Genomic DNA, 15453 nt, shown 5'->3' with positions numbered 1-15453 from the left:
TTTCTTCGCCGAGCATCACGTCGACGCTGCCGTGCTCGCCACGCCAGCAGACGCCGGGCACGATGGCCCAGCGGCGGCCGGCGGGCGCATCACGCACGGGGGCCAGTCGTGCCCCCAGCCGGCGCAACGACGTTGCCGCATCGACATAGGGCACCTCTTGCCAGCCCAGCGCCGAGCCGACCATGCCGGCCATCACCACCGGCACGTCATCGCCGGCCTCGGGCCACTGCGCCAGCAGAGCCTGCAGTGACTCACCGAAGCGGCCGGCGCAGGCCAGCGCGCCCTGGTCGTCGTGCTGCTGCGCAAGCAACTCACCATCGCTCGTCAGGAGGCAGGCGCGGCGGTGGGTGGTTCCCCAATCGATTCCGATGAAGGCTGGTGGCATGGTCAATGAACGTGGTGAAGCATTGCAGCGACGTTGGCGGCAAGCGCGCGGCTTGTCAAACCGCCCGCTTCTCCACAAAGGTCAGAACCAGATCTCGACCTGCGCGCCGTAGCTGGTGCCCGACTCCTTGCCGTCGAACGCGCTCTCGCCGGTGACCACCGCACCGTTGACTCCGCTCCACTTGGCGTGCGTCACATACAAGCGCAGTTCGGGCCGGTTCCAGAAGCCGGGGCCCGTCGCCAGCGTCGGCGCGAAGGTGAACTTGGTCAGCTTCTGCGCGCTCTGGCCTTCGGGCTTGACCTGCGACAGCCCCAGTTCGCCGAGCAGCTTGAAGTTCTTCGTGACTGCGTACGACACGCGACCGCCGAGCGACATCGAGGTCGTCGTGCTGCTGTCGCCGGTCACCGCGTCCGGTGCGCGCTGCTGCGACCACAGTGCGATCGCTTGGCCGCCGAATGCACCCTGCTGCCAGTGGAAGCTTTCGACCATGCGCCAGGCCTTGGTGCGGCTGTCGGCCAGCAGGTCGCCGAAGTTGCTGTTCAGCGAGCTGGTGCCTTGCGCATACTGCAGCCAGAAGCTGTTGGCACCGCCGAGGAAACCGTCTTGCACATGGCGCACGGACAGTGCAGCGCCCTTGGCACCTTCGGTCGCCTTGGTCAGCGTGCCGACCAAGCTCAGCTTGCCACCGGGGTTGACGCCCCAGTCGTAGAACTCGGCGTTCAGGCGATTGCCGGCATTGACCTCGTCGCCGTCGGTCTTGTAGTACGCGACGCCCAGCTTGCCCGGGCCGGCGCCGATCTCCTTTGCGCCAGCGCCGACACCCTTCATCTCGGTGAAGAAGGTGTCGACGATGTGCACGTCACCGCGGCGGCCGCGCTCCTTGCCGATCCAGAACACGGTCGTCGGCGCAACATCGACGCCCTTGATCTCGGCGTACATCTGCTCGATGCCGAGCTTGGCGTCGCCGGAGTCGGTGGCGGGGTTGTAGAAGTTGGTCATCAGCACGCCGCGCACGTCGATGCCTTCGACCTTCACGTCGTGGCCCAGCGTGAACTCGCCGTACATGTCGCACTCGTTGCCGAGGCGGTATTTCAGGCCGGGCCACGACAAGCCATAGCAGGCGCGCGAAACGCCCTTCTCCGATGTGGCACCGGGGCCGGCGCGGAAGTAGCCGCTGTAGTCGAACGCCTGGGCCGCCGGGGCGCACAGCAGCGCCGCGGCGCAGGCCGTGGCCGAAAGTGCGGCGCGCGGCAAAAGATTGAATCGGGTCATCGTGTTGTCTCCGTCTTGGGGTTGTCAAAAGCGCGCAGGCAAGCGTCGCCCTGCGCAGGGAAAATCCCTCGCATCAGCCAGGTCAGTGAACGGGTGGGGCGGGTCTAGCCCGCTGGCGGGCCGGTCATGGCGGCGCGCGGCCGCGGCCGGCTTCGAACAGGCGTTGCAGCACGCAGAAGGCGAACAGCAGCGCACCGATGACGATGCGTGTCCACCAGGAACTCAAGGTGCCGTCGAAGCTGATCAGCGTCTGGATCACGCCGAGGATGAGCACACCGAACAAGGTGCCGGCGACGTAGCCGACACCGCCGGTCAACAAGGTGCCACCGATGACCACGGCGGCGATGGTGTCCAGCTCCAGCCCCATCGCGTGCAGGCCATAACCCGACAGCATGTAGAACGCGAACACCACGCCGGCCAGCGCCGAGCAGAAGCCGCTCAGCGCGTAGACCAACACCGTGGTGCGCGCGACGGGCAAGCCCATYAACAGCGCCGACTGCTCGTTGCCGCCGATCGCATAGACCGTGCGGCCGAACGCGGTGCCATGCGCCAGGTAGATACCAACCGCGACCACCACCAACGCGATCAAGGCACCGACCGACAGCGAAGCGCCTTCCCACAGCTCGAAGCGCTGTTGCGCCAGCTCTGAGAAGCCTTCGTTGCCGATGCTGATCGAGTCGATGCTGATCAGGTAGCACAGCCCCCGCGCGAGAAACATGCCGGCCAGCGTGACGATGAAAGGCTGCAGCCGGAAGCGCTGGATCAGCAGGCCCTGGAAGGCGCCGAACAGCGTGCCCAGCAACAGCACCGCTGGAATGGCGCCGACGGCCGTCCAACCATGGCGCTCGACCAGCGTGGCCAGCACCATCGTCGTCAGCGCGATCAACGAGCCGACCGACAGGTCGATGCCGCCGGACAGGATCACGAAGGTCATGCCGACCGCGACGATCGCGAGGAAGGCGTTGTCGATCAGCAGGTTCAAGAAGACCTGCGCCGAGAAGAAGCCTTCGTAGGCGAACGAGCCATACGCGGCCATCGCTGCGAACAGCATCACCGTCAGCGCGAGCGGCCACTGGGCGGCGCTGAGACCGCGTGCGGTCGGCCGGGTGGGTGCGGCAGGGGTGGGTGGCATGGCCATGGTCTTCGCAGGCGTCATGATGCCGCCCCCAACGGGCTTGGCGCGGGGCGGAACACCAAACGGTGCGCCTGACGCCGAAACTCGGGCGACTGCAGCAGCATCACGACGAAGACCACCGCAGCCTTGACGACCAGATTCACTTCGGGCGGCACGCCGATCGAGTAGATCGTCGAGGTCAGCGTCTGGATCACCAACGCGCCGATCACGCTGCCGGCCAGGCTGAAGCGGCCGCCGGTCAACAAGGTGCCGCCCAGCGTGACCGCGAGGATCGCGTCCAGCTCCATCAACAGCCCGGCGTTGTTGCCGTCGGCGCTCTTGACATTCGAGCTGAGCAGCAGCCCGGCCACGCCCGCGGCCAAGCCACAGAAGCCATAGACACAGACGGTGATTAGCCGCTGGCGGACACCAGCCATGCGCGCGGCCGCCGGGTTGATGCCGATCGCCTGGATGAACAGGCCCAGCGCGGTGCGCGACAAGGTCTGCTGCAGCAACAGCCACAGCGCGCCGACGATGAACAACGAGAACGGCAAACCGAACAGGAAGCCACCGCCGATGAAGAAAAACGGCGGGTAGTAGACGGTGATGATCTGGCCTTCGGTGACCAGCTGCGCGATGCCGCGCCCAGCCACCATCAGGATCAGCGTCGCGATGATCGGCTGGATGCCGACGCCGGCGACCAGCAGGCCGTTCCACAGCCCCGCCAGCAGCGCGACGCCAAGCGCGCAGGCCAACGCCAGCCCCATCGGGAAGCGGCTGGCGTAAACCTGCACGCCGTCCTGCATCACCAGCTGACCGCCGATCATCCAGGCCGCGACCGCGGCACTGATCGCGACCACCGCGCCGACCGAGATGTCGATGCCGCGTGTCGCAATCACCAGCGTCATGCCGAGCGAGACGATGGCCAGCGGCGCGGCGCGGTTCAGGATGTCGATCACGCTGCCGTAAAGGTGGCCGTCGCGCCAGCGCAGCTGCCAGAAACCGGGGTTGAAGCTGGCGTTGACGGCCAGCATCAGCAGCAGCGTGACGAGCGGCCAAAACAGGCGATGCGCCATCAGCTTCTTCATCATGCCGCGGCCCCCGCGATCAGCGCGCAGATCGCCGACTCACTGCTACCGCCAGGCAACTCACCCGCCTTGCGCCGCTCGCGCATCACCAGCACGCGGTCGGACAGCCGCGCGACCTCGTCCAGCTCGGACGAGATGAACAGCACCGACAGGCCCTTGGCGGCCAGCGCCCGGATCTGATCCATGATGTCTTGCTTGGCGGCCACGTCGATACCGCGCGTCGGCTCGTCCAGGATCAGCAGAGCCGGCTCGGTGGCCAGCCAACGCGCCAGCAAGGCCTTCTGCTGGTTGCCGCCCGACAGTTGACCGATCGGCATGTCGGCGTCCGACGCCTTGATGCCCAGCTGCTGGATGAAACGCTCGGCCAGCGCCTGCTGCTTCTGCGGGCTGATGCAACGCCACACGCCCAGCCGCGCCTGCAGCGCCAGCGCGATGTTCTCGCGGATCGACAGGTCGGCGACGATGCCCTCGGCCTTGCGTTCTTCCGGGCACATCGCCAGACCATGGCGCACTGCCTGTGTCGGCGTAGCCAGCTTCAACAGCTCACCGCGCAGGCGCAGCTCACCCGCATCGGCCTTGTCCATGCCGAACAGCAGCCTGGCCAGCTCAGTGCGGCCCGAGCCCAGCAACCCGGCCAGGCCCAGCACCTCGCCAACGCGCAGCTCGATGTCCATCGGCTCGACCGCGCCGCGCCGCGCCAGGCCTCGGGCCTGCAGCAGCGGCTCGCGCTTGGCGGCCGCTTCGGCATCCACCGGTGCGGCCGTGCTGGCGTGGAACTCGCGGCCGATCATCGCGGCGATCAGCGCCGGTGCGTTCAATTCACTCGTCAGGTACTCACCGACGAACTCACCGTTGCGCAGCACGGTGATGCGGTCTGAAATCTCGTAGACCTCGTCGAGGAAGTGCGTGACGAACAAGATCGCGAGGCCTTCGCTGCGCAGCTGCCGAAGCAGTGCGAACAGGCGCGCGACCTCGTCGCCATCGAGGCTGGACGTCGGTTCGTCGAGGATCAGAACTTTGGACTTGCCATGCAGCGCACGGGCAATCGCCACCATCTGCTGCACCGCCACCGGGTAGCTGCCAAGCAAACGCGTCACGTCGATCTGCAGGTTCAACCGTGCCAGCAAGGCCTGCGCGTCGGCATGCACTTTCTTCCAGTCGATGCGCCACCCACCGGCCACACCATGACGCGGGAAGCGCCCGGCAAATATGTTCTCAGTCACCGACAGGTTGGTGCAGAGGTTGACCTCCTGGTAGACGGTCGACAGGCCGATGGCCTGGGCTTCGAGCGGTGATGCGGGGCGGATCGATTCACCACCCAGTCGCATCTCGCCAGCATCCGCGGTGTAGACGCCCGTCAACACCTTGATCAGCGTCGACTTGCCCGCGCCGTTCTGGCCCATCAGCGCATGCACCTCACCGGCACGCAAGCTCAACGCGACGTCGCGCAGCGCCTGCACGCCGGCAAAGCGTTTGCTGACGCCGCTCAGTTCGAGCACGGGGGTGCCGGCCGCGTCCATCGCCTACTTGTTCTTGTTGTAGACGTCGACGCAAACGGCCGCCAGCAGCACCAGGCCCTTGATGACCTGCTGGTAGTCGATGCCAATTCCGAGAATGGACATGCCGTTGTTCATCACGCCCATCACGAAGGCGCCGATGACAGCACCCATCACGCGGCCGACGCCGCCCGAGGCCGATGCGCCGCCAATGAAGCAGGCCGCGATCACGTCCAGCTCGAAACCGAGGCCGGCCTTCGGCGTGGCGGTGTTCAGGCGGGCCGCGAACACCAGCCCCGCCAGCGCAGCCAGCACGCCCATGTTGACGAAGGTGAGAAAAGCCAAGCGCTCGGTCTTGATGCCCGACAGCCGCGCCGCCTTCTCGTTGCCACCGAGTGCATAGATGCGGCGGCCGATGGTGGTACGGCTGGTGAYGAACTCGTAGGCCACCATCAGCACGAACATGATGATCAGCACGTTCGGCAGGCCTTTGTACGAAGCCAACAGCCAGCTCAATGCGACCAGGATGGCGGCGAAGGCCGCGTTGCGTGCGGCGAACAGCACGGTGGGCTCCACATCCATGCCATGCAGCCGATGCTGGCCGCGCTCGCGCCACGCCACCGCCACCATCGCCAGGGCCACACCCACGCCGAGCAGCAGCGAAGTCCATCGCAACTCGCTGCCGTCCAGCAGATCCGGGATGAAGCCGGAGCTGAGCTTCTGGAACTCTTCAGGGAACGGCCCGACCGACTGGCCTTTCAGCAGCGCCAGCGCCAGGCCCTTGAAGACCAGCATGCCGGCCAGCGTGACGATGAACGACGGGATCTTGAAGTAGGCGACGAACCAGCCCTGCGCCGCGCCGATGATGCCGCCGGCCACCAGGCAGACCAGCGCCGCGGGCAGAAAGTGCCAGTTGAATTCGACCATCAGCACCGCGGCCAGCGCACCGATGAAGCCGCAGACCGAGCCGACCGACAGGTCGATGTGGCCGGACACGATGACCAGCAGCATGCCCAGCGCCATGATGACGATGTAGCTGTTCTGCAGCACCAGGTTGGTCAGGTTCAGCGGCTGCAGCAGCGTGCCTTCGGTCATGACCTGGAAGAAGACCATGATCGCGATCAGCGACAGCAACATGCCGTACTCGCGCAGGTTCTGCTTCAGGAAGCGCGCAGCCGATGGTGACGAGGGGGATCCGGTGCGCACACCGGGTTCGGTTTCAGACACTGAACTCATGGGTTCCGGCATTCACGATGGCATGCATGATCTTCTGCTGCGAGGCCTCGGCCGCATCGAACTCGGCGACGAACTCGCCTTCGTTCATCACGTAGATGCGGTCGCACAGGCCCAGCAGCTCGGGCATCTCCGAAGAGATCACCAGGATGGAGCGGCCTTCTTCGGCCAGCTGGGCGATCAGGCTGTAGATCTCGAACTTGGCACCGACGTCGATGCCGCGCGTCGGCTCGTCGAGGATCAGCAGCGTCGGGTTGGCGAACAGCCACTTGGCCAGCACCACCTTCTGCTGGTTGCCGCCCGACAGGTTCAGCACCTGTTGTTGCACGCCCGAGCAACGGGTGGCGAGCTTGCGCCGGTAGTCGGTGGCGACCGCGAACTCGCGACCTTCGTCGATCACTCCGGCGCGCGCCACGCCGGGCAGGTTGGCCAGCGAGGTGTTGCGGGCGATGCTGTCGCCCATCACCAGCCCAAGCGACTTGCGGTCTTCGGTGACATAGGCAATGCCGTGGGCCACCGCCTTCTGTACTGTGCTGACGTCGATCTCGCGGCCGTTCATCAGCGCCTGGCCGCTGATGCGCCGGCCCCAGGAACGGCCGAACACGCTCATCGCCAGCTCGGTGCGGCCGGCGCCCATCAGGCCGGCGATGCCGACGATCTCGCCACGCCGCACTGTCAGATTGACCGCCTTGATGACCTCGCGCTCGGCATGCTGTGGGTGGTGCACGCGCCAGTTGCGCAGCTCGAACACCGTCTCGCCGATCTTCGGCGTGCGGCGCGGGTAACGGTCGGCCATCTCGCGGCCGACCATGTGGTTGATGATGACGTTCTGCTGCGGCGGGCCGTCGCGGCAGTCCATGCTGGCGACTGTCGAGCCGTCGCGCAGCACGGTGATCGAATCGGCCACCTTGGCGATCTCGTTGAGCTTGTGCGAGATCAGGATACAGGCGATGCCCTGGCGCTTCAGCTCCAGCAGCAGCTCGAGCAGCGCATCGCTGTCGGTCTCGTTCAGGCTCGCGGTCGGCTCGTCGAGGATCAGCAGCCGCACCTGCTTGGCCAGCGCCTTGGCGATCTCGACCAGCTGCTGCTTGCCGACGCCCAGGTCGCTGATCAAGGCGGTGGTCGGCTCTTTCAAGCCGACCTTGGCCAACAGCTCGCGCGAGCGGCGGTGCGCTTCGGTCCAGTCGATCACGCCGCGCCGCGCCGGCTCGTTGCCGAGGAAGATGTTCTCGGCGATCGACAGCAGCGGCACCAGCGCCAGCTCCTGGTGGATGATGATGATGCCCAGGTGCTCGCTGTCGGCGATGCCACCGAAGCGGCGTTCGACGCCGTCGAAATGGATCTCGCCTTCGTACGAGCCGTGCGGGTAGACACCGCTCAGCACCTTCATCAGCGTCGACTTGCCGGCCCCGTTCTCGCCGACGACGGCGTGAATCTCACCCGCYCGCACGCTCAGGTTGACGTTGTCGAGTGCGACCACGCCCGGAAAGGTCTTCCGGATGTGGCGCATCTGCAAGAGCGTGCTCATGGGCTGATGAGTGGGCGTCGGGTACTGCTTCAGTCTGTCAGGTTCAACGCAGCTGGCTTTCCTTGTAGTAGCCGCTGTCGACCAGGGCGGCCTTCCAGTTGCTCGTGTCCACCGAAATGGGCTTCAGCAGGTACGAAGGCACGACCTTGACGCCATTGTTGTAGGTCTTGGTGTCGTTGACCTCGGGCGCCTTGCCGCTCAGCATCGCATCAACCATGCCAACCGTCACCTTGGCCAGTTCACGCGTGTCCTTGAACACCGTCGAGCTCTGCTCGTTGCGCAGCATCGACTTGACCGACGGCACCTCGGCGTCCTGACCTGAGACGACCGGGCAAGGCTGTTGCGCGGTGCAGTAGCCCACGCCCTTCAGCGACGACAGGATGCCGATCGACAGGCCGTCGTACGGCGACAGCACGGCGTGCACCTTCTCTTTGCCGTAGAAGGCCGACAGCAGGTTGTCCATCCGGGCCTGGGCGACCGCGCCGTCCCAGCGCAGCGTGCCGACCTTGTCCATGCCCATCTGCTTGCTGCGCACGACCAGCTTGCCCGAGTCGATGTAGGGCTTGAGCACGCTCATCGCGCCGTCGTAGAAGAAGAAGGCGTTGTTGTCGTCGGGCGAGCCGCCGAACAGCTCGATGTTGAACGGGCCCTTGCCCGCTTTCAGGCCGAGCTTGTCGACGATCGAGCCGGCCTGCAGCACGCCGACCTGGAAGTTGTCGAAGGTGGCGTAGTAGTCGACGTTCTTCGAGCCGCGGATCAGGCGGTCGTAGGCGATGACCTTGACGCCCTTGTCGGCCGCCTTCTGCAGCGCGTTGGACAAGGTGGTGCCGTCGATCGCCGCGATCACCAGCACCTTGGCGCCCTTGGTGATCATGTTCTCGACCTGGGCCAGCTGGTTCGGGATGTCGTCGTCGGCGTACTGCAGGTCGGTCTTGTAGCCCTCGTCCTTGAAGTACTTGACCATGTTGTCGCCATCGGCGATCCAGCGGGCCGAGGACTTGGTCGGCATCGAGATGCCGACCGGTCCCTTGTCCTGCGCAAAAGCCGAGGGCAGCAGCGCGGCGAACACCACCGCGCCTGCGGCCAGCATGTGAGCAAACTTCTTCACTTCGATGTCTCCTGTGGGAAAAGGACCGTCTTCAAGCGGATATCTGTTGCGGTCGAGCGCTCAAGGTGAACCGGCTTTGCCGAGCACCTTGATCCCCCCGCTGGGGCGGGCTGAACAAAGCTCAATCCTTGGGGGCCCTCAAGGTGAACCGGCTTCGCCGAGCACCTTGATCCCCCCGCTGGGGCGGGCTGAACAAAGCTCAATCCTTGGGGGCCCTCAAGGTGAACCGGCTTTGCCGGGCACCTTGATCCCCCTCCGGGGGGCGGGCTGAGCAAAGCTCAGCCCTTGGGGGCCAACTCAGTACTTGCGGTTCGGGAATTCTTTCGCGGCGACTTCCATCGGGAAGACCGACTCCTCGGTGACGATGCGCTTGGGCAGCGTCTTGCCGGCCTTCAGGTCTTTCACGGCCGACATCAGCTGCGGGCCGAGCAGCGGGCTGCACTCGACGGTGACGTTCAGCTTGCCGGCGATCATCGCCTCGAAGGCGCCCTTGACCGYGTCGATCGAGATGATGGTGATGTCCTTGGCCGGCTTCAGCCCGGCCTCTTCGATCGCCTGGATCGCGCCGATCGCCATGTCGTCGTTGTGCGCGTAGAGCACATTGATCTTCTTAYCCTCGGCCTTCAAGAAGGCTTCCATCACCTCCTTGCCCTTGGCACGGGTGAAGTCGCCGGTCTGCGAGCGCACGATCTTGAACTTCGGGTCGGCCTTGATGATTTCCTCGAAGCCCTTCTTGCGGTCGATCGCCGGGGCCGAGCCGACGGTGCCTTGCAGCTCGACGATGTTGACGTCGCCCTTGGTGTCTTTCATCTTCTCGACCAGCCAGCGGCCGGCGCGACGGCCTTCTTCGAGGAAGTCCGAGCCCATGAAGGCGACCCACAGCGAGTCGTCTTTCACGTTGACCGCGCGGTCGGTCAGGATCACCGGGATCTTCGCGGCCTTGGCCTCGCGCAGCACCGGCTCCCAGCCCGACTCGACGACCGGCGAGAAGGCGATCACGTCGACCTTCTGCGCGATGAACGAGCGGATGGCCTTGATCTGGTTCTCCTGCTTCTGCTGCGCGTCGGAGAACTTCAGCTCGATCCCGGCGGCCGCGGCGGCCGACTTGATCGACTCGGTGTTGGCGGTGCGCCATTCACTTTCGGCGCCGATCTGCGAGAAGCCCAGGACCAGCTTCTTCTGCGCCAGCGCGCTCAAGGGGAAGCCGGCGGCCAGCGCAGAGGCGGCCAGGGTGGTGACGATGGTGCGGCGTGAGGTGGTCATGCTTGTCTCCTCTTTCATCGGTGGTGCGTGCTCGAAAAATGGAACGCTTGTCGCGGCGGCCTTCGGCGGGCCCCTCGCATTTGGCGCGGATGGTACGAAGTTGAACGATAACTTTCTAATAGATTATTGACGGCAATCCATATAGGATTTTGGATATGTCTGCCAACCCCACCCACTGGTCCATCCGCGCCCGGCTGAAGACGCGCCAACTGCTGCTGCTCGTCACCCTCGCTGACGAGGGCAACATCAACCGGGCGTCGCAGGTGCTGAACATGACGCAGCCCGCAGCGTCCAAGCTGCTGAAGGACCTGGAAGAGATGCTGGACGTTCGCCTGTTCGACCGGCTGCCGCGCGGCATGCGGCCGACCTGGTACGGGGAAACGATGATCCGCCACGCGCGCATGGCGCTGGCCAGCCTGTCGGAAGCACACGACGAGATCGAAGCCTTGAAGGCCGGCCGCTTCGGCCAGGTCAGCGTCGGTGCGATCACCGCGCCCGGCATGACGCTGCTGCCGCCGGCGGTGGCGCAGGTGAAGAAGGAGCACCCGAGCCTGCGCGTGTCGCTGCAGATCGAAACCAGCGACGTGCTGATGGAGCGCATGGCCCAGGGCAAGCTCGACATGGTCATCGGCCGCTTGTTCGAGCGCCACGACAAGAGCGACCTGCGCTACGAGGCGCTGGTCGAGGAGCCGGTCGCAGCCATCGCGCGGCCGGGCCACCCGCTGCTGAGCAATCCCCGGCTCTCATTGCGGGACCTGGTGGACTGCGGGTGGATCGTTCCCGGCCAGGGAACGGTCTTGCGGCATCGCTTCGAGTTGATGTTCCAGGAGGARGGGCTGGACGCACCGACCAACCTGGTGGAAACCAGCGCGCTGCTATTCCTGACGAAGATGCTGCAGCAGAGCGACCTGCTCGGCGTTGCGGCTGTCGATGTCTCGCGCTACTACGCCGAGCATGGCATGGTCGCGCTGCTACCGATTCAGCTGCCCTGCAAGATGGACGCCTTTGGCCTGATCACCCGCACCGACCGGATGTTGTCACCGGCCGCCAAAGTGATGCTGCGTGCGCTGAAAGGTGCTGCGTTGGCCATCTACGGCAGGCAACTCGAGATGACGGGGATCGACTAGGACCAGCCGGCGTCGACGACGAATTCCTGCGCGGTGCACATGCGACCTTCGTCGGCCGCGAGGAACAGCACCATCGCGGCAATGTCGTGCGGCTGAAGCCTGTCCGGCAGGCACTGGTTGCGAGCAATCGCCTGCTCACCCTCGGCGTTCATCCACAGCTTCAGTTGCCGCTCGGTCATCACCCAGCCGGGCGACACGGTGTTGATACGAATACGATCCTTGCCGAGGCTGGCCGCCAAGCCACGCGTCAACCCGTTGACCGACGACTTGGCGATCGCGTAGCAGGGGTACTCGCTCGCCTTGGTCTGCCAGCCGGTGGATCCGAGGTTGATGATCGAGCCGCCGCCCTTGCGCTTCATGCCCGGCACCACCGCCTGGATCGCAAAAAAAGCCGGCCGCTCGTTGATCGCCATGCGCTGGTCCCAGTAGTCGGCAGTCACCGATTCCAGCGTGTGGCGGTCATCGCTGGCCACGTTGTTCACCAACACATCGAAATCGCCCAGCTCGGTCGCCGCGTCGGCAATGGCGGCTTGCAAGGCCGCGATGTCGCGCACATCGCAGCGGCGCCACCATGGCGCCGGGTGTCCAGCAGCCTTCAGCGATTCGGCCAACGCCGCGCTGGGGCCTTCCGCAACGTCGACGAATGCGACCCTCGCGCCTTGGGCGACGAACGCTTCGACCATCGCGGCGCCGATGCCCGAGCCACCCCCGGTGATGAAAACGTTCCGCTGCTGAAGGCTGGGGAAACGAGCGGAATGGTCGAGAGAAGAAGTCGGCATGGGAAGGTTCGGCGACATATCTATTTGTATATATATCAGGTTGATTTCTCTATTTTTCTTATATCAGTGTGCGGGGATAGCATGCGCCCCGTCAAGAGCCCCCAGGAGACATCAATGCCGCCCAAGAAGCCGTTTCGTCGCAGTCAAGGCTGGTTTGGCCGCCAGGATCGCGACGGCTTCATGCACCGAAGCTGGCTCAAGGGTCAAGGCTACCCGGAAGACCTGTTCGATGGTCGGCCCATCATCGGCATTTGCAATACCTGGAGCGAGTTGACGCCCTGCAACGGCCACTTTCGCGAGTTGGCCGAGTTCGTCAAGCGCGGGGTCTACGAGGCCGGCGGCTTCCCACTTGAGTTCCCGGTGATGTCGCTCGGCGAGACGCAGCTGCGGCCGACGGCGATGCTGTTTCGCAACCTGGCCAGCATGGACGTCGAGGAGTCGATCCGCGGCAACCCGATCGACGGCGTGGTGCTGCTGATGGGCTGCGACAAGACGACACCGGCGCTGCTGATGGGCGCGGCCAGCTGCGACCTGCCGACGATCGGCATCTCCGGCGGGCCAATGCTGAACGGCAAGTTCCGCGGCCAGGACATCGGCTCGGGCACTGGCGTCTGGCAGATGAGCGAGATGGTGCGCGCCGGGGAAATGACTTCGCAAGACTTCACCGCGGCCGAAGGCTGCATGCACCGCTCCAAGGGCAGTTGCATGACGATGGGCACCGCGTCGACGATGGCCTCGATGGTCGAAGCGCTGGGCATGGCCTTGCCCGAGAACGCAGCGATCCCCGCGGTCGATGCGCGGCGCCACCGGCTGGCTCAGCTGAGCGGCCGCCGCATCGTAGAAATGGTCAACCAGGACCTTCGGATGTCGAAGATCCTGACCCGCCAGGCCTTCGAGAACGCGATCCGCACCAATGCGGCGATCGGCGGCTCGACCAACGCAGTGATCCACCTGCTGGCTGTCGCCGGACGCATGGGCGTCGAGCTGAACCTTCAGGACTGGGACCGGCTCGGCGCCGAGATTCCGTGCCTGCTGGACCTGCAGCCGTCGGGCCGCTTCCTGATGGAAGACTTCTTCTACGCCGGCGGCTTGCCGGTGGTGATGAACCGCATCAAGCATCTGCTGCACCTCGACGCACTGACCGCTAACGGCCAGACGATCGGCGAGAACATCGACGGGGCGCGCTGCTGGAACCCGCAGGTCATCCGCTCGTTCGAGGAGCCGTTCAAGCCGGCCGCCGGCATCGCCGTGCTGCGTGGCAACCTGGCGCCGGATGGGGCGGTGATCAAGCCGTCGGCCGCATCGCCGCACCTGCTGCGGCATCGTGGCCGCGCGGTGGTGTTCGACAACATCGAAGACTTCCACGCCCGCATCGACGACGAAGCGCTCGATGTCGACGAGAACTGCGTGATGGTGTTGAGGAACTGCGGCCCACGCGGCTACCCCGGCATGGCCGAGGTCGGCAACATGCCGCTGCCGCCCAAGGTGCTGCGCAAAGGCATCACCGACATGGTCCGCATTTCGGACGCCCGTATGAGCGGCACCGCGTATGGCACCGTGGTGCTGCACGCCTCGCCCGAGGCAGCAGCTGGCGGACCGTTGGCACTCGTGCGTGATGGCGACATGATCGAGTTGGACGTGTCAGCTCGTCGGCTGCATTTGGATGTCAGCGAGAAAGACTTGGTACGCCGCCAGGCAGAATGGGCGCCACTGGACGTGCCGAAACGCGGCTGGTACAAGCTGTACGTCGAGCATGTGCAGCAAGCCCACCTGGGCGCTGACCTCGACTTCCTGGTTGGTGGCAGCGGCGCCGAGGTGCCCAGAGATTCGCACTGACCTCTTCGATCGACCATGAGCCTGCCCGCGCCGACCCTGCTGTCCGAACCCCGCTGCCTCTGGCCCGCAGGCGCGACACTCGGCGAAGGCACCTGCTGGTCCGAGCGCGAGCAGGCGCTGTACTGGGTCGACATCCTCGGGCACTGGCTGCACCGCTGGCGCCTCGCCGATGGCGAGCAAAGCAGCTGGGCCTTCGACGAAACGATCAGCGCAGTGGCCGAGCGCGCGAACAAGCCGGGCCTGGCCATCACGCTGCGCCGCGGGCTGGCGCTGTTCGACCCCGAGACGGGTGAGCTGCAGCGACTGCATGAACCCGAACCCGAGCGCGAAGCCAACCGTTTCAACGACGGCAAGTGTGACGCGCAAGGCCGCTTCTGGGCCGGCAGCATGGACGTCGGCTGCAGAGCGCCGACCGGCGCCCTGTACCGCTTCGACGCGAACGGCCTGGGCAGCCGCGTCTTCGACGCTGGCTTCGCGGTGACCAACGGCCCGACCTGGTCGCGCGACCAGCGCACGATGTTCTTCAACGACACCGTGCACCAGCAAATCCACGCCTTCGACTTCGACCCAAGCAGCGGCACGTTGAGCGGGCAACGGCCATGGCTGCGCTTCGCCAAAGGCGACGGCTACCCCGACGGCATGACCACCGACGCCGACGGCCGGCTGTGGATCGCGCACTGGGGCGCCGCCTGCGTGACCTGCCACGACCCCGACAGCGCGGAAGAACTGCTGCGGGTGAAGCTGCCGACCGACCACATCACCAACGTCGCATTCGGCGGGCCGGACCTGCGCACGCTGTTCATCACCAGCGCACGCTTCGAGTTGAGCGACGCACAGCTGCAGGCCCAGCCGCTGGCCGGTGGTCTCTTCGCGGTGGAGACCAGCGTCACCGGTCGTCCGGCGAATCTTTTCGCGGGTTGATCACCCCGCCCGTCGCGGCGGGTGGCGACGCTCACTGTGGCGTCCACTGAGCCTTTGCAACTTCGCGCGGCATGGTCCTACGCGCGTTGACGCCGGCGCCCGACAGCCCCCGATGCGCAATGCAGCTACGGTGACAGCATTGTTCGACACACGCAGGAGATCACCGTGCTGTACACCATCGCCATAATCTTGGTCGCTCTCTGGATCCTGGGGTCGCTGACCGCCTTCACCGCGGGCGGGCTGCTGCACCTGCTGCTGGTGGCCGCAGTCATCATCGTGGTGTTCCAGCTCATCACCGGCCGT

The 15453-nt window shown here is 65.6% G+C and carries 14 protein-coding genes; 4 read left to right on the top strand and 10 right to left on the bottom strand.

Annotated features, from left to right (window positions below; translation table 11 throughout):
• The 9 genes from AC1DYI_RS12640 to AC1DYI_RS12600 all read right to left on the bottom strand — a co-directional run.
• On the bottom strand, positions 1-385 hold a 385-nt coding region (locus AC1DYI_RS12640; RefSeq protein ID WP_477204464.1), incomplete at its 3' end, for a 2-dehydro-3-deoxygalactonokinase.
• Positions 386-466: 81 nt separating this feature from the next.
• A complete protein-coding gene (locus AC1DYI_RS12635) occupies positions 467-1657 on the bottom strand; it encodes a carbohydrate porin (protein ID WP_477204463.1) in 1191 nt (396 codons plus the stop codon).
• 124 nt (positions 1658-1781) lie between these two features.
• Positions 1782-2795: a galactofuranose ABC transporter, permease protein YjfF gene (yjfF, locus tag AC1DYI_RS12630; protein ID WP_477204462.1), complete on the bottom strand. Its 1014-nt coding sequence runs from the start codon at positions 2793-2795 to the stop codon at positions 1782-1784.
• A gap of 14 nt (positions 2796-2809) precedes the next feature.
• Positions 2810-3862: an ABC transporter permease gene (locus AC1DYI_RS12625; protein ID WP_477204461.1), complete on the bottom strand. Its 1053-nt coding sequence runs from the start codon at positions 3860-3862 to the stop codon at positions 2810-2812.
• Positions 3859-5379 (bottom strand): sugar ABC transporter ATP-binding protein, encoded by a 1521-nt coding sequence (locus AC1DYI_RS12620; RefSeq protein WP_477204460.1) that lies wholly within the window; start codon positions 5377-5379, stop codon positions 3859-3861. Before AC1DYI_RS12620 ends, AC1DYI_RS12625 begins: the two co-directional genes overlap by 4 nt.
• A gap of 3 nt (positions 5380-5382) precedes the next feature.
• On the bottom strand, positions 5383-6591 hold the full coding sequence (gene mmsB / locus AC1DYI_RS12615; protein ID WP_477204459.1) for a multiple monosaccharide ABC transporter permease: 1209 nt from the start codon (positions 6589-6591) through the stop codon (positions 5383-5385).
• Positions 6575-8116, bottom strand: coding sequence for a multiple monosaccharide ABC transporter ATP-binding protein (mmsA, locus tag AC1DYI_RS12610; protein ID WP_477204458.1), 1542 nt, complete (start codon positions 8114-8116; stop codon positions 6575-6577). Before mmsA ends, mmsB begins: the two co-directional genes overlap by 17 nt.
• A gap of 43 nt (positions 8117-8159) precedes the next feature.
• A complete protein-coding gene (chvE, locus tag AC1DYI_RS12605; protein WP_477204466.1) occupies positions 8160-9206 on the bottom strand; it encodes a multiple monosaccharide ABC transporter substrate-binding protein in 1047 nt (348 codons plus the stop codon).
• Positions 9207-9521: 315 nt separating this feature from the next.
• The gene (locus tag AC1DYI_RS12600) at positions 9522-10487 is read right to left on the bottom strand and encodes an ABC transporter substrate-binding protein (protein ID WP_477204457.1); all 966 of its coding nucleotides are present in this window, start codon (positions 10485-10487) and stop codon (positions 9522-9524) included.
• Between the two features lie 155 nt (positions 10488-10642).
• Between AC1DYI_RS12600 and AC1DYI_RS12595 the strand changes: the two genes are divergently transcribed.
• Positions 10643-11614: a LysR family transcriptional regulator gene (locus AC1DYI_RS12595; protein WP_477204456.1), complete on the top strand. Its 972-nt coding sequence runs from the start codon at positions 10643-10645 to the stop codon at positions 11612-11614.
• Here AC1DYI_RS12595 and AC1DYI_RS12590 read toward each other — a convergent pair.
• Positions 11611-12393, bottom strand: coding sequence for an SDR family NAD(P)-dependent oxidoreductase (locus tag AC1DYI_RS12590; RefSeq protein ID WP_477204455.1), 783 nt, complete (start codon positions 12391-12393; stop codon positions 11611-11613). The genes AC1DYI_RS12595 and AC1DYI_RS12590 overlap by 4 nt on opposite strands.
• 114 nt (positions 12394-12507) lie before the next feature.
• Between AC1DYI_RS12590 and AC1DYI_RS12585 the strand changes: the two genes are divergently transcribed.
• The 3 genes from AC1DYI_RS12585 to AC1DYI_RS12575 all read left to right on the top strand — a co-directional run.
• Positions 12508-14229, top strand: a complete 1722-nt coding sequence (locus AC1DYI_RS12585; RefSeq protein WP_477204454.1) for an IlvD/Edd family dehydratase — start codon at positions 12508-12510, stop codon at positions 14227-14229.
• A 15-nt stretch (positions 14230-14244) separates the two neighbouring features.
• Entirely contained in the window at positions 14245-15150 is a 906-nt protein-coding gene (locus tag AC1DYI_RS12580) for an SMP-30/gluconolactonase/LRE family protein (protein WP_477204453.1), read from the top strand.
• 165 nt (positions 15151-15315) lie between these two features.
• Positions 15316-15453 (top strand): lmo0937 family membrane protein (locus AC1DYI_RS12575; protein WP_477204465.1); only part of this gene is annotated, 138 nt, incomplete at its 3' end.

The organism is Ideonella sp. P3_A4 (genome assembly GCF_056403075.1).
The sequence above is the reverse complement of the archived record's forward strand: the minus strand, read 5'-3'. Positions and strand labels throughout refer to the sequence as shown.